The organism is Pseudomonas sp. WS 5059, from assembly GCF_012985525.1.
Lineage (GTDB): Bacteria > Pseudomonadota > Gammaproteobacteria > Pseudomonadales > Pseudomonadaceae > Aquipseudomonas.
This window is the reverse complement of the sequence record NZ_JAAQWO010000002.1, coordinates 706930-719879: the sequence shown is the minus strand read 5'-3', so window position 1 is coordinate 719879 and position 12950 is coordinate 706930. Positions and strand designations below refer to the sequence as shown.

Here is a 12950-nt window from a genome sequence, read left to right as displayed (position 1 = left end):
AGCGCTAGAACTCAGGAGTCCGTGCATGTCCGTCCGTCGTACCAAAATCGTCGCCACCCTTGGCCCGGCCAGTAACTCGCCGGAAGTCCTCGAACAGCTGATTCTGGCTGGCCTGGACGTTGCCCGTCTGAACTTCTCCCACGGCACCCCGGACGAGCACAAGGCTCGCGCCAAGCTGGTACGTGACCTCGCCGCCAAGCATGGCCGCTTCGTCGCGCTGCTGGGTGACCTGCAAGGTCCGAAGATCCGTATCGCCAAATTCGCCAACAAGCGCATCGAGCTGAAGATCGGTGACAAATTCACCTTCTCCACCAGCCATCCGCTGACCGAAGGCAACCAGCAAGTCGTGGGTATCGACTACCCGGACCTGGTGAAAGACTGCGGCGTCGGCGACGAACTGCTGCTGGACGACGGCCGTGTGGTCATGCGTGTCGACACCGCCACCGTCACCGAGCTCAACTGCACCGTGATCATCGGCGGCCCGCTGTCCGACCACAAAGGCATCAACCGTCGCGGTGGTGGCCTGACTGCACCGGCCCTGACCGAAAAAGACAAGGCCGACATCAAGCTCGCCGCCGAAATGGAAGTGGACTACCTCGCCGTGTCCTTCCCACGCGACGCCGCCGACATGGAGTACGCCCGCCAACTGCGCGACGAAGCCGGTGGTACTGCCTGGCTGGTGGCGAAGATCGAGCGCGCCGAAGCCGTGGCCGACGACGAAACCCTCGACGGCCTGATCAAGGCGTCCGATGCAGTGATGGTTGCCCGTGGCGACCTCGGCGTGGAAATCGGTGACGCGGAGCTGATCGGCATCCAGAAGAAAATCATCCTGCACGCACGCCGCCACAATAAAGCGGTGATCGTTGCGACCCAGATGATGGAGTCGATGATCCAGAACCCGATGCCAACCCGTGCCGAAGTGTCCGACGTGGCCAACGCCGTGCTCGACTACACCGACGCCGTGATGCTCTCGGCAGAAAGTGCTGCCGGCCCGTACCCGCTGGAAGCGGTCCAGGCCATGGCACGTATCTGCGTCGGCGCTGAAAAGCACCCGACCAGCAAGACCTCCAGCCACCGCATCGGCAAAGTGTTCGAAAGCTGCGATCAGAGCATTGCCCTGGCCGCCATGTACACCGCCAACCACTTCCCGGGCGTAAAGGCGATCATCGCCCTGACCGAAAGTGGCTACACGCCGTTGATCATGTCGCGCATCCGCTCCTCGATCCCGATCTACGCGTTCTCCCCGCACCGCGAAACCCAGGCCCGCGCGGCCATGTTCCGTGGCGTCTACACCGTACCGTTCGACCCGGCGTCGCTGCCGCCTGAGCAAGTCAGCCAGGCTGCCATCGACGAACTGCTCAAGCGTGGCGTAGTCGAGAAAGGCGATTGGGTGATCCTGACCAAGGGCGACAGCTACCACACCATCGGTGGCACCAACGGCATGAAGATCCTGCACGTTGGCGACCCAATGGTCTGAGTGACTGACCTGCTCAAAGCAAAGGCCCTGGCATGTGAATGCCAGGGCCTTTTGCATTCCAAAGGAGAGTGATTGATTGACTGCAAAGGCCCGCTCCCACATTGCAATGCATTTCAAATACACATGGTGAGTTCTCGCAGATAGCCATCAGCGCTCAACCACGGGGCAAGAACACATCGGCCAACAGTTGATTACGCGGCAAGCCAGCCAGGAACAGGCGCTTGGAAAACGCCTCGACACTGCTGGGGTGCCCGCAGAGCAAGGCCATGGTTTGCCGGGATACAAGCCGCAGTTGCGCCAAGGCACCGGCCAACTGCGCCGCCGTCCACAGTTCGATGGTGAGGTTGCCGTGGCTGGCGGCAAGTTGGGCCAGGGGCTCGGCCAGATAATGCCCGTCCGTATCATGGGCCAGGTGAATCACGCGGATAGCGCCCTGGTGATCCTGGCGCAGGGCTTCGCGCAACACGCCCCACAGCGGCCCCAGCCCCGTGCCGGATGCCAGCAGCCACAGCGGCCGCGCTTGCCAGTCCGGATCGTAATGCAACGCCCCGCCGCGCAATTCGCCCAGGCGTAATGGGTCACCGGCCTCAAGCCGGCGGGCACGATCGCTGAATTCGCCGGGCAGGCGGCAATCGAGGTGGAACTCCAAAAACGGATCTTCCTGGGGCAGGCTGGCCAGGGAATAAGGCCGCGCCACCGTCCCCGCCCACAACACCAGGTGCTGCCCGGCCCGGTAACGCAGCCCGTGCTGGGGTTGCAGGCGCAGGCGCAACACCGTCGGGTTCAGCCAATCGGCGCTCAGCACCGTTGCCGCCGCGCCGTCGCGCAAGGGGTCAAAGGCCTCGACCTGTACATCGCCTGTGACCTGGCACTGGCAGGCCAGGCGCCAACCGTCCTGGCGCTGGGCCGGGCTCAGGGCGTCGGGCTGCTTGTCCTCGACCTCACCCCGGCAACGCACCAGGCAGGCATGGCAACTGCCCGCGCGGCAACTGTAAGGCACGGCCACACCGGCCTGGTTCAAGGCATCCAGCAGATTGCTGCCGGTGGAGACCGACCACTGGCGTTCGCCGACGTGCAGTTCAGGCATGAAAGGCCTCGAATCAAAATGTGCGATCACTGTAACTGCTTTTTGCAGGAGCCGGCTCCTAGGGTGGTCGGGAGAGTTTGACCATCGTCGGGTGTATCGGCCATCGCGCCGGGTTATACTGCCGCGCCTTTTTAGCGTCGCGCCAGCACTACCCGGCGTGCCTTGGAAAAGGTGGCTTCAGCGACCGATACACCCATCTGAAGCCACCTTTATTGAATGTTCCCTTATAGAGGAGCGCGACTCATGACCGTGATCAAGCAAGACGACCTGATTCAGAGCGTTGCCGACGCCCTGCAATTCATTTCCTACTACCATCCCGTTGACTTCATCCAGGCAATGCACGAAGCCTACCTGCGCGAAGAATCGCCGGCCGCCCGTGACTCCATGGCCCAGATCCTGATCAACTCGCGCATGTGTGCCACCGGCCACCGCCCGATCTGTCAGGACACCGGGATCGTCACCGTGTTCGTGCGCGTGGGCATGGATGTACGCTGGGATGGCGCCACCATGGGCCTGGACGACATGATCAACGAAGGCGTGCGTCGCGCCTACAACCTGCCGGAAAACGTCCTGCGTGCCTCGATCCTCGCCGACCCGGCCGGCGCGCGCAAAAACACCAAGGACAACACCCCGGCCGTGATCCACTACTCCATCGTCCCGGGTAACACCGTGGAAGTGGACGTGGCTGCCAAGGGCGGTGGTTCCGAGAACAAGTCGAAAATGGCCATGCTCAACCCGTCCGACTCCATCGTCGACTGGGTGCTCAAGACCGTTCCGACCATGGGTGCCGGCTGGTGCCCACCGGGCATGCTCGGCATCGGCATCGGCGGTACTGCCGAGAAAGCCGCCGTCATGGCCAAGGAAGTGTTGATGGAATCCATCGACATCCACGAGCTGAAAAAGCGCGGCCCGTCCAACCGTATCGAAGAGATGCGCCTGGAGCTGTTCGAGAAGGTCAACCAACTGGGGATCGGCGCCCAGGGCCTGGGTGGCCTGACCACCGTGCTCGACGTGAAGATCATGGATTACCCGACCCACGCCGCTTCGTTGCCGGTGTGCATGATCCCCAACTGCGCCGCCACCCGTCACGCGCACTTCGTGCTCGACGGTTCCGGTCCGGCCTCGCTCGAAGCGCCGCCGCTGGACGCCTACCCGGAAATTGTCTGGGAAGCCGGCCCATCGGCCCGCCGCGTCAATCTCGACACCCTGACCCCGGAAGACGTACAAAGCTGGAAACCGGGCGAAACCGTACTGCTCAACGGCAAGATGCTCACCGGTCGCGACGCGGCGCATAAGCGCATGGTCGAGATGCTGAACAAGGGTGAAACCCTGCCGGTAGACCTCAAGGGCCGTTTCATCTACTACGTCGGCCCGGTAGATCCGGTGCGCGAAGAAGTGGTTGGCCCGGCTGGCCCGACCACCGCCACGCGGATGGACAAATTCACCCGCCAGATCCTCGAGCAGACTGGCCTGTTGGGCATGATCGGCAAATCCGAGCGCGGCCCGACCGCCATCGAAGCGATCAAGGACCACAAGGCCGTGTACCTGATGGCAGTCGGCGGTGCGGCCTACCTGGTGGCGCAAGCCATCAAGAAGTCGCGCGTGGTGGCCTTCGCCGAACTGGGCATGGAAGCGATCTACGAGTTCGACGTCAAGGACATGCCGGTCACTGTTGCAGTCGACAGCAAGGGCGAGTCGGTCCACATCACAGGTCCCGCCATCTGGCAGCAAAAAATCAGTGAAAGCCTGGCGGTAGAAGTGCAGTAAGCACGTCCCCGCAAGGATAAAAGGCGACTGTGGCTCCATGCCACAGTCGCCTTTTTTATGACCGGGGATTTTGTGGGAGCGGGCTTGCCCGCGATGCAGGCACTGCGGTCTGGCAGCAGAACGCGTCGATGCAATCGCGGGCAAGCCCGTTCCCACAAGTACTGCGCTCGTCCTGCTGCATGTTATGGTGCTCGCCCCCTACTGCAGCTGTTCATTCTCGTATGATCGCGATCCCTCGCCCATTGCGTTTGACCTTCTACTCCCTGCTGATTATTGCCGGTGCCGTCCTGGCCGCCGCAGTCGCCATGCGCCAGGCGGAACGCCAGTCCCTGGTGGACGATGCCGGCCGTGCGAACCAGCAACTGGCGCTGTATGCCAACTCCTTGCACACCTTGATCGAACGCTACCGCGCCCTGCCCGCCGTGCTGGCCCTGGATTCGGAAATGATCCGCGCCCTGAAAGGCCCGCTGGATCCGGCGACCCAGGAGGTGCTCAACCACAAACTGGAGCGCATCAACGGTGCGGCGCAGTCATCGACCCTGGAACTGATGGACCGCACCGGCCTGGCGGTGGCCGCCAGCAACTGGCGCCTGCCCAGCAGTTATGTCGGCCACAACTATGCGTTCCGCCCCTATTTCAGCCAGACCCGCAGCCAGGGCACCGGGCGTTTTTATGCGGTGGGGGTGACCACCGGGATTCCGGGGTACTTCCTTTCCAGCGCGGTGGTGGATGAGCAGGAGCAGTTCATCGGCGCCATGGTGGTGAAACTGGAGTTTCCGGAGCTGGAGCGCGGATGGGCCCAGGGCGACGACCTGCTGCTGGTCAGCGATGCCCGGGGCATCGTGTTTATCGCCAATAAACCCGGATGGCGTTACCGCAACCTGCGCCCGCTGTCGGCCAACGATCTGGCCGAACTCAAGGCCACGCGCCAATACGACAAGAAGCAATTGCAGCCCCTGGACACCCAGACCTTGCAGCGTTTTGACGAGAACAGTCATCTGGTGCGCGTGGCCGGGCCCGAAGGCAACGCCAACTACATCTGGGAGTCCCTGCCCCTCAAAGCCGAAGGCTGGACCCTGCACCTGCTGCGCAAACCCCAGGTGGCCTTTGAAGACCAACGCAACGCCGGCCTCGCCGCGGCGGGCCTGTGGTTGACCCTGGTGTTCCTGGTGCTGTTCCTCAGCCAGCGCTGGCGCCTGGCCCGCTTGCGCCAGCGCAGCCGCGAAGAGCTGGAGCGCCTGGTGGAAGAACGCACACGCGCCTTGCGCACCGCCCAGGATGGCTTGGTGCAATCGGCCAAGCTGGCGGCGCTGGGACAGATGTCTGCGGCCCTGGCCCATGAAATCAACCAGCCGCTGACCACCCAGCGCATGCAACTGGCTACCTTGCGCCTGCTGCTCGATCACGGGCGCATCGATGACGCCTATCAGGCGCTGACGCCATTGGACGACATGCTCACTCGCATGGCCGCCCTTACCGGCCACCTCAAGACCTTCGCCCGCAAAAGCCCCAGCGGCCTGCGCGAACGCCTGGACCTGGCAACCGTGGTCGACCAGTCCCTGCACTTGCTCGACGCACGCCTGCGCGACGAAGCCATCGGCACCGTGCTCGACCTGACTCGCCCGGCCTGGGTACGCGGCGATGCCATTCGCCTGGAGCAAGTGCTGATCAACTTGTTGCGCAATGCCCTGGATGCCATGGCCGACAAACCGCGCAAGCGCCTGGAAATCCGCCTGCATGCCGATCAACAACTGTGGCACCTGAGCGTCAGCGACAGCGGCGGCGGCATTGCCGAGGAACACCTGAACAACGTGTTCGACCCGTTCTTCACCACCAAGCCGGTGGGTGACGGGCTCGGGCTCGGGTTGGCGGTGTCCTACGCTATCGTGCATGAACTGGGCGGACGCCTGAGTGCGGCCAATCAGGGCGACGGCGCCGTCTTCACCCTGACCCTGCCCATCGCGCTGGAGGCGCCGGACCTATGCTGAACGCGGTGATCGTGGTTGATGACGAGGCCAGCATCCGCACGGCCGTGGAACAGTGGCTGAACCTCTCCGGGTTCGCGGTCCAGTTGTTCAGCCGCGCCGAGGACTGCCTGGCCCACCTGCCCAGGGACTTTCCCGGGGTGATTCTCAGCGATGTGCGCATGCCGGGTCTCAGCGGCCTGGAGCTGCTGGCCGAAGTACAACGGCGCGACGCCGACCTGCCGGTGATCCTCCTGACCGGCCATGGCGATGTGCCGATGGCCGTCGAAGCCATGCGCGACGGTGCCTACGACTTTCTGGAAAAGCCCTTCAGCCCCGACGCCCTGCTCGCCAGCCTGCGCCGGGCCCTGGACAAGCGCGGGCTGATCCTGGAGAACCGCCGCCTGCACCAACAGGCCGATCATCGCGCCCAACTGGAGTCGAGCCTGCTGGGGGTGTCGCGCAGCCTGCAGAACTTGCGCCGCCAGGTGCTGGACCTCGCCGCCTTGCCGGTCAACGTGCTGATCCGTGGCGAGACCGGCAGCGGCAAGGAACTGGTCGCCCGCTGCCTGCATGACTTCGGGCCACGGGCCAAAAAACCTTTTGTCGCGCTCAACTGTGCGGCGATTCCCGAGCAATTGTTTGAAGCCGAACTGTTCGGCCATGAAAGCGGCGCTTTCACCGGCGCCCAGGGCAAGCGCATCGGCAAGCTGGAGTACGCCGACGGCGGTACGCTGTTTCTCGATGAGATCGAAAGCATGCCCCTGGCCCAGCAGGTGAAGCTGCTGCGGGTGTTGCAGGAACAGAAGCTGGAGCGCCTGGGCTCGAACCAGAGCATCAAGGTCGACCTGCGCATCATTGCCGCGACCAAGCCCGACCTGCTGGACGAAGCCCGCGCCGGACGTTTTCGCGAAGACCTGGCCTACCGCCTGACCGTGGCGCAACTGCGCCTGCCGCCGCTGCGTGAGCGCCGCGAAGATATCCCGCTGCTGTTCGGCCACTTCACCCAGAGCGCCGCCGAACGCCTGGGCCGCGAGGCCGCGCCCCTCAGCGGGCCGCAATTGGGGCGGCTGCTCAGCCATGACTGGCCGGGCAACGTGCGCGAACTGGCCAACGTTGCCGAACGCCAGGTGCTGGGCCTCGGCGAGCCGGAGCCGGAAGGCATCGAGGCCGGGCAATCCCTGGCGGCCCAGCAGGAAGCGTTCGAAGCCCATTGCCTGAAAGCTGCGCTGACCCGGCATAAGGGCGATATCAAGGCGGTGCTGGCCGAGCTGCAACTGCCACGGCGGACCTTCAATGAAAAGCTGCAGCGCCATGGGCTGACCCGGGAAATGTTTCTGTCGCCCGATTGAGAAGGCCCCTTAGGGCCTCATCGCAGGCAAGCCAGCTCCCACACTTGAATGTATTCGCAAATCAAAATGTGGGAGCTGGCTTGCCTGCGATGAGGATAGCCGCCATAAGCGGATTTCCGCTCATCACCAAAAAACCATCAGCGGCTTTCCGCTCAAAAAAATCCCCCAACCCTTCTAGACCGGGCCTCCCCCTGCTTGGCACAGCTCCTGCTATAGCTGCAACCAGGCTGCGCTGACGCGCGCTCCACAAAAACAATGACATGAAGGATCCTTCAATGGATAACTCCAATTCCCTGCCTCTGGGGTCGGCGGCTGCGCCGGCGCAAGAACGCACCACTTCCAGCCGTATCAAGTCGATCTTCAGCGGATCGGTCGGCAACATGGTCGAGTGGTATGACTGGTACGTCTACGCCGCTTTCTCGCTGTACTTCGCCAAAGCCTTCTTCCCTAAAGGCGACACCACCGCCCAACTGCTCAACACCGCCGCGATTTTTGCCGTGGGCTTTTTGATGCGCCCGATTGGCGGCTGGCTGATGGGCCTCTACGCCGACCGCGCAGGCCGTAAAGCCGCGTTAATGGCGTCGGTGCTGCTGATGTGCTTCGGCTCGCTGATCATCGCCCTGAGCCCCGGTTATGAAACCATCGGGGTCGGCGCGCCGATCCTGCTGGTGTTCGCCCGCTTGCTGCAAGGCCTGTCGGTGGGTGGCGAATACGGCACCTCGGCCACCTACCTGAGTGAAATGGCGACCAAGGAACGTCGCGGCTTCTTCTCCAGCTTCCAGTACGTGACCCTGATCTCCGGCCAGCTCATCGCGTTGGCGGTACTGATCGTGCTGCAACAGCTCCTCACCACTGAAGAGTTGTATGCCTGGGGCTGGCGTATCCCGTTCGCCATCGGCGCCCTGTGCGCGGTGGTGGCCCTGTACCTGCGACGTGGCATGGAAGAAACCGAGTCGTTCACCAAGAAGGAAAAAGCCAAGGAAAGCGCGATGCGCACCTTGATGCGCCACCCCAAGGAACTGATGACCGTGGTCGGCCTGACCATGGGCGGCACCCTGGCCTTCTACACCTACACCACCTACATGCAGAAGTACCTGGTGAACACCGTCGGCATGAGCATCTCCGACTCCACCACCATCTCTGCGGCCACGCTGTTCCTGTTCATGTGCCTGCAACCGATTGTCGGCGGCCTGTCGGACAAGGTCGGTCGCCGGCCGATCCTGATCGCCTTCGGCATCCTCGGCACCCTGTTCACCGTGCCGATCCTCACCACTCTGCACACTGTCCAGACCTGGTGGGGCGCGTTCTTCCTGATCATGGCGGCGCTGATCATCGTCAGCGGCTACACCTCGATCAACGCCGTGGTGAAGGCCGAGCTGTTCCCCACCGAAATCCGTGCGCTGGGTGTAGGCCTGCCTTACGCACTGACCGTGTCGATCTTCGGCGGCACCGCCGAATACATCGCGCTGTGGTTCAAGAGCATCGGCATGGAAACCGGCTACTACTGGTACGTCACCGCGTGTATTGCCGTATCGCTGTTGGTCTACATCACCATGAAAGACACCCGCAAGCATTCGCGGATCACCACGGACTAAGCGTTCGCCAGGTGTAGAAAAGGGGCCATGTCATGCAAATGACATGGCCCCTTTTTTATCCCGTCAGGACAGCTCTGCCAGCGGCTGGCGGTTATCCCGGCGCTGTACATACCAGGCACCGGCGATCATCACCAGCAGCACGGCCGCCAGCACCGCCGATGAGCCGATAGTGCCAAAGTCCAGGCCGCCCTTTTCATGGGGTTTGGTCAGGAAGTCCCCGAGGGTCGCGCCAAAGGGCCGGGTCAACACAAACGCTACCCAGAACAACACCACCGACGAAACCGTCGTGCAGTATTTGAGCGCCACCACCAGCAGGATGCTCGCGCCGATCAATATCGCACCGCCAGCAAAGCCCAGGCCCGAGTCGTCGGCCAGGAAGTCCCCCAGGGCCGTGCCCAGGGTGTTGGAGAGCAGGATTGCCACCCAGTAGAACAGCTCGCCGCGCGGGGTCTGCACCTTGTTCACGTTCAGCGAATTGCCGCTCAGGTGCCAGAGGGCGAACACCATCAGTAACAGGACAATCAGGATCATCGAACCGGAGGCGTACCCCAGGCCCAGGGTACGGTCCATAAAATCGGACATGGTGGTGCCCGCCGTGCTCGTCGACAGGATCACGATCCAGTACAGCACCGGGTTGTAGGTTTTCGACCATAACTGCGTCAGCAACGTGATGAGGAACACGCTGAGCAGGATCATCGAACTGATGGCGTAGCCGACATTCAGGGTCATCGACAACAAGTCCCCGGCGGTTTCGCCAAGGGTGGTCGCACAGATCTTCATGACCCAGAACGCCAGGGTAATCTGAGGTAGTTTGTTCATTGTGCAGAAGGCTCCAGAGTTCAGTCTCGAAAGGCCGACTCATGGGGGGGTATCGACCTGGCGTGCAGACTGGCCGTGCAGCTGTGAAAAATAGGTGGGCGATGGATGAAAATTCCATAGGGCAGCGCCAATCCGGTGGAAATCCTGCCCTTGGGCCTGCACTATTGCGCTTTCCCCGCCGCAGGAACCGCCGTCCATGCCTGACGATATCCATTTCTATGAACCCGCCAACGGCCACGGCCTGCCCCATGACCCGTTCAACGCCATCGTCGGCCCGCGCCCGATTGGCTGGATTTCGTCCCAGGACCGCGAAGGCCGCCTTAACCTGGCGCCCTACAGTTTTTTCAATGCCTTCAACTACATCCCGCCGATCATTGGTTTTTCCAGTGTCGGGCGTAAAGACAGCCTGAATAACATCGAACAGACCGGCGAGTTTGTCTGGAACCTGGCCACGCGCCCGCTGGCCGAGCAGATGAACCAGAGCTGCGCCGCCGTGTCGCCAGAGGTCAACGAGTTTGAACTGGCCGGGCTGACGCCAGTGGCGTCCAAGGTGATTGCCGTGCCACGGGTCGGCGAAAGCCCGGTGTCGTTCGAGTGCAAGGTCACGCAGATCATTCAGTTGCAGCGGGCCGACAAGGAGCTGGTGCCCAGTTGGCTGGTACTTGGCGAAGTGGTCGCGGTGCACATCGCCAAATGGCTGCTCAAGGATGGGGTGTACGACACCGCAGCGGCCGAGCCGATTCTGCGGGGCGGCGGCCCGGCGGATTATTTCCAGCTGGGACCGCAAGCTCTGTTCAAGATGTACCGACCAGGTGCTACCAAACCCTGATTGGATGCAATGCAGTCAAAAATGTGGGAGCGGGCTTGTGTGGGAGCGGGCTTACTCGCTCCCACACAAAGCCCGCTCCCACAGTTGGGTCGGTGGTGTTCTTTAGTTTGCTGCAGTTGCCCAGGCCAACTGGCCCTCTTCATCGATAACGATCAAGCGCTCCAATTGCTGGGCCGCCGCATCGTCGGCGTCGTCGGCAGTCTTGAACAGTTGGCCATCGAGGATCTTGTGAAAGCGCGGTGCGCTCATGCCGTCCAGTGCCTTGACGGCGATGGCGGCGCTATAGCCACCCTGGTCTTCGCGTACAAGGGCGGAAACAGCTTCGTGGTGGGCAAACTCTTTACGTGCCATGTTGCAGGTCCTGGCCAATGGAAAGTCGGCCATTCTAAACCTTAACCTGCCAGTTGCAGGTACTCGCCGTAGGCATTGGCGGCGGATGCGTCGGTGAAGGTCTGGAAGTCCATGCTGCGCACGACCATGTCGTTCAACAGCTCGGTAAACAGCATCAGGGCCGGCGAGCTGAAATAAGCGCTCATCGCCTGTTCGCTGCTCCAGAAACCTGAAACCAGCCATACATCGGGGTCAACCTGGGAGTGCTGCAACGAGAATTGCAGGCAACCCTGAGCCTGGCGGCCCGGTTCGATCAAACTGCTCAAGCGTGCACCCAGTTCGGTGCTGCACCCGCTGCGGGCGCGGATAAAGGCCATATGGCTCGCGGGAATGGGGGTGGACATGTTCGACTCTCCCGTTGAGAAGTGATGCTCGGCAAGCACTGTGGGGGCGTGTTGCCACAGGGTCAAAGATACGGGCGCAGGCCCCAGCGCGGTTAGTCGATTCCTGCCGGCTTATTGCACAATCCTGCCAGAAGCGTAGACCCAGGGTTTGGCGTCAGGCTTTATTGCAGGGGTTAGCGCCTTGTTTCAGGCAGATGACAGGCTGTGTGCTTGCCTGATTCAAGACGCGCCGCAGGATCAGGCAAGGATTGTGCAGAATCGACATAACGCTGCTGCACCGCCACCGCTAAGCTGTGCCCATCAAAGAAGCATGCAGAGGACGCCCCATGTCGTCGCCCGAACAGCAGTCCATTCCCCTCGATGCCGAGATGGAAAAACAGCGCGCCGAACTGGCGAGCATTGTGCACCGGCATACCTGGGAAGACGGTTCCTACGGCACAGCGATCACCTCGCTGTACCTGAACCGCCACAACACGCCACGCGACTTCATGCCGGTGCTGGTGGAACCTGCGCTGTGCATCCTCGCCAACGGCAGTAAGGAAGTGCGCCTGGCCGACGAAATTTTTGCCTACGACCCCCTCAACTACCTGGTGTTCTCGGTCGCGATGCCGGTGGCCGGGCGAGTCATCGACGCCACAGTCGAAGACCCCAACCTGTCGGTGCGCATCAATATCGACCCGGCGCAACTGACCGCCCTGATTGCCGAAGCCGGGCCGATGGGCGTGCCCACGCGCCCGACCGCACGCGGCATGTATGTCGACCGGATCGACAGCCAGTTGCTCGACGCCGTATTGCGCCTGGCACGCCTGCTGGATACGCCCAAAGATATCGCGATGTTGGCGCCGTTGATCAATCGCGAGATTCTCTACCGACTACTGCGTGGGCCACAGGGCTATCGCCTGTACGAAATTGCCGTGGCCAATAGCCAGAGCCATCGGGTCAGCCGGGCGATCACCTGGCTGAACGGCAACTATGAACAACCGCTGCGCATCGATGATCTGGCCAAGGAAGTGAATCTCAGCGTGTCGACCCTGCACCACCGCTTCAAGGCCATCACCGCCATGAGCCCGTTGCAGTACCAGAAGCAGTTGCGCTTGCAGGAGGCCCGGCGCCTGATGATCGCCGAAGGCCTGGAAGCCTCGGCGGCGGGGTATCGGGTGGGGTATGAGAGCCCGTCGCAGTTCAGCCGGGAATACAGCCGGTTGTTTGGCGCGCCGCCGTTGCGCGACTTGGCCAGGCTACGCCAGAGCATCTGACCCAACGCCCGTCTGTAGGAGCTGGCTTGCCAGCGATTGCGGTAGGTCAGGTACTGCAAATGTGAGTGAT

At 62.4% G+C, this 12950-nt stretch carries 11 protein-coding genes; 7 read left to right on the top strand and 4 right to left on the bottom strand.

The annotated features are described in order from the left end of the window. Nucleotides 1–25: 25 nt before the first annotated feature. Nucleotides 26–1477, top strand: a complete 1452-nt coding sequence (gene pyk / locus HBO12_RS08010; RefSeq protein WP_029295454.1) for a pyruvate kinase — start codon at nucleotides 26–28, stop codon at nucleotides 1475–1477. 154 nt (nucleotides 1478–1631) lie between these two features. On the opposite strand, the gene HBO12_RS08005 is transcribed toward pyk, so the two are convergent. After that, on the bottom strand, nucleotides 1632–2564 hold the full coding sequence (locus HBO12_RS08005) for an iron-sulfur-binding ferredoxin reductase (protein ID WP_170041882.1): 933 nt from the start codon (nucleotides 2562–2564) through the stop codon (nucleotides 1632–1634). A 243-nt stretch (nucleotides 2565–2807) separates the two neighbouring features. Here HBO12_RS08005 and HBO12_RS08000 point away from each other — a divergent pair, with 243 nt between their 5' ends. From HBO12_RS08000 to HBO12_RS07985, 4 genes are all read left to right on the top strand, one after another. Continuing rightward, nucleotides 2808–4331 carry a fumarate hydratase gene (locus HBO12_RS08000; RefSeq protein WP_131062231.1) on the top strand — a complete coding sequence of 508 codons (1524 nt, stop codon included), beginning with the start codon at nucleotides 2808–2810 and terminating at the stop codon, nucleotides 4329–4331. Nucleotides 4332–4552: 221 nt separating this feature from the next. Next, complete coding sequence (locus HBO12_RS07995; protein WP_169954641.1) at nucleotides 4553–6319, top strand: ATP-binding protein; 1767 nt, start codon at nucleotides 4553–4555, stop codon at nucleotides 6317–6319. Continuing rightward, entirely contained in the window at nucleotides 6313–7647 is a 1335-nt protein-coding gene (locus HBO12_RS07990) for a sigma-54-dependent transcriptional regulator (protein ID WP_170041881.1), read from the top strand. Before HBO12_RS07995 ends, HBO12_RS07990 begins: the two co-directional genes overlap by 7 nt. Nucleotides 7648–7922: 275 nt before the next feature. Next, nucleotides 7923–9242: an MFS transporter gene (locus HBO12_RS07985; protein WP_169954639.1), complete on the top strand. Its 1320-nt coding sequence runs from the start codon at nucleotides 7923–7925 to the stop codon at nucleotides 9240–9242. Between the two features lie 63 nt (nucleotides 9243–9305). Here the strand turns inward: HBO12_RS07985 and HBO12_RS07980 are convergent, their stop codons facing one another. Next, the gene (locus tag HBO12_RS07980) at nucleotides 9306–10061 is read right to left on the bottom strand and encodes a COG4705 family protein (protein ID WP_170041880.1); all 756 of its coding nucleotides are present in this window, start codon (nucleotides 10059–10061) and stop codon (nucleotides 9306–9308) included. A gap of 196 nt (nucleotides 10062–10257) precedes the next feature. On the opposite strand from HBO12_RS07980, the gene HBO12_RS07975 reads away from it, so the two are divergent. Beyond that, nucleotides 10258–10890 (top strand): flavin reductase family protein, encoded by a 633-nt coding sequence (locus tag HBO12_RS07975; RefSeq protein ID WP_170041879.1) that lies wholly within the window; start codon nucleotides 10258–10260, stop codon nucleotides 10888–10890. 102 nt (nucleotides 10891–10992) lie between these two features. Here the strand turns inward: HBO12_RS07975 and HBO12_RS07970 are convergent, their stop codons facing one another. Both HBO12_RS07970 and HBO12_RS07965 read right to left on the bottom strand, forming a co-directional pair. After that, the gene (locus HBO12_RS07970) at nucleotides 10993–11274 is read right to left on the bottom strand and encodes a hypothetical protein (protein ID WP_170041878.1); all 282 of its coding nucleotides are present in this window, start codon (nucleotides 11272–11274) and stop codon (nucleotides 10993–10995) included. 8 nt (nucleotides 11275–11282) lie between these two features. Continuing rightward, nucleotides 11283–11624: an antibiotic biosynthesis monooxygenase family protein gene (locus HBO12_RS07965; RefSeq protein ID WP_024077189.1), complete on the bottom strand. Its 342-nt coding sequence runs from the start codon at nucleotides 11622–11624 to the stop codon at nucleotides 11283–11285. Nucleotides 11625–11950: 326 nt separating this feature from the next. Here HBO12_RS07965 and HBO12_RS07960 point away from each other — a divergent pair, with 326 nt between their 5' ends. Then, nucleotides 11951–12880, top strand: a complete 930-nt coding sequence (locus HBO12_RS07960) for an AraC family transcriptional regulator (protein ID WP_169954634.1) — start codon at nucleotides 11951–11953, stop codon at nucleotides 12878–12880. Nucleotides 12881–12950: the final 70 nt, after the last annotated feature.

Excerpts from the sequence above, each read along its gene's own strand:
- pyk (WP_029295454.1), top strand. The coding sequence starts at position 26 with ATGTCCGTCCGTCGTACCAAAATCGTCGCCACCCTTGGCCCGGCCAGT.
- HBO12_RS08005 (WP_170041882.1), bottom strand. The coding sequence starts at position 2,564 with ATGCCTGAACTGCACGTCGGCGAACGCCAGTGGTCGGTCTCCACCGGC.
- HBO12_RS08000 (WP_131062231.1), top strand. The coding sequence starts at position 2,808 with ATGACCGTGATCAAGCAAGACGACCTGATTCAGAGCGTTGCCGACGCC.
- HBO12_RS07995 (WP_169954641.1), top strand. The coding sequence starts at position 4,553 with ATGATCGCGATCCCTCGCCCATTGCGTTTGACCTTCTACTCCCTGCTG.
- HBO12_RS07990 (WP_170041881.1), top strand. The coding sequence starts at position 6,313 with ATGCTGAACGCGGTGATCGTGGTTGATGACGAGGCCAGCATCCGCACG.
- HBO12_RS07985 (WP_169954639.1), top strand. The coding sequence starts at position 7,923 with ATGGATAACTCCAATTCCCTGCCTCTGGGGTCGGCGGCTGCGCCGGCG.
- HBO12_RS07980 (WP_170041880.1), bottom strand. The coding sequence starts at position 10,061 with ATGAACAAACTACCTCAGATTACCCTGGCGTTCTGGGTCATGAAGATC.
- HBO12_RS07975 (WP_170041879.1), top strand. The coding sequence starts at position 10,258 with ATGCCTGACGATATCCATTTCTATGAACCCGCCAACGGCCACGGCCTG.
- HBO12_RS07970 (WP_170041878.1), bottom strand. The coding sequence starts at position 11,274 with ATGGCCGACTTTCCATTGGCCAGGACCTGCAACATGGCACGTAAAGAG.
- HBO12_RS07965 (WP_024077189.1), bottom strand. The coding sequence starts at position 11,624 with ATGTCCACCCCCATTCCCGCGAGCCATATGGCCTTTATCCGCGCCCGC.
- HBO12_RS07960 (WP_169954634.1), top strand. The coding sequence starts at position 11,951 with ATGTCGTCGCCCGAACAGCAGTCCATTCCCCTCGATGCCGAGATGGAA.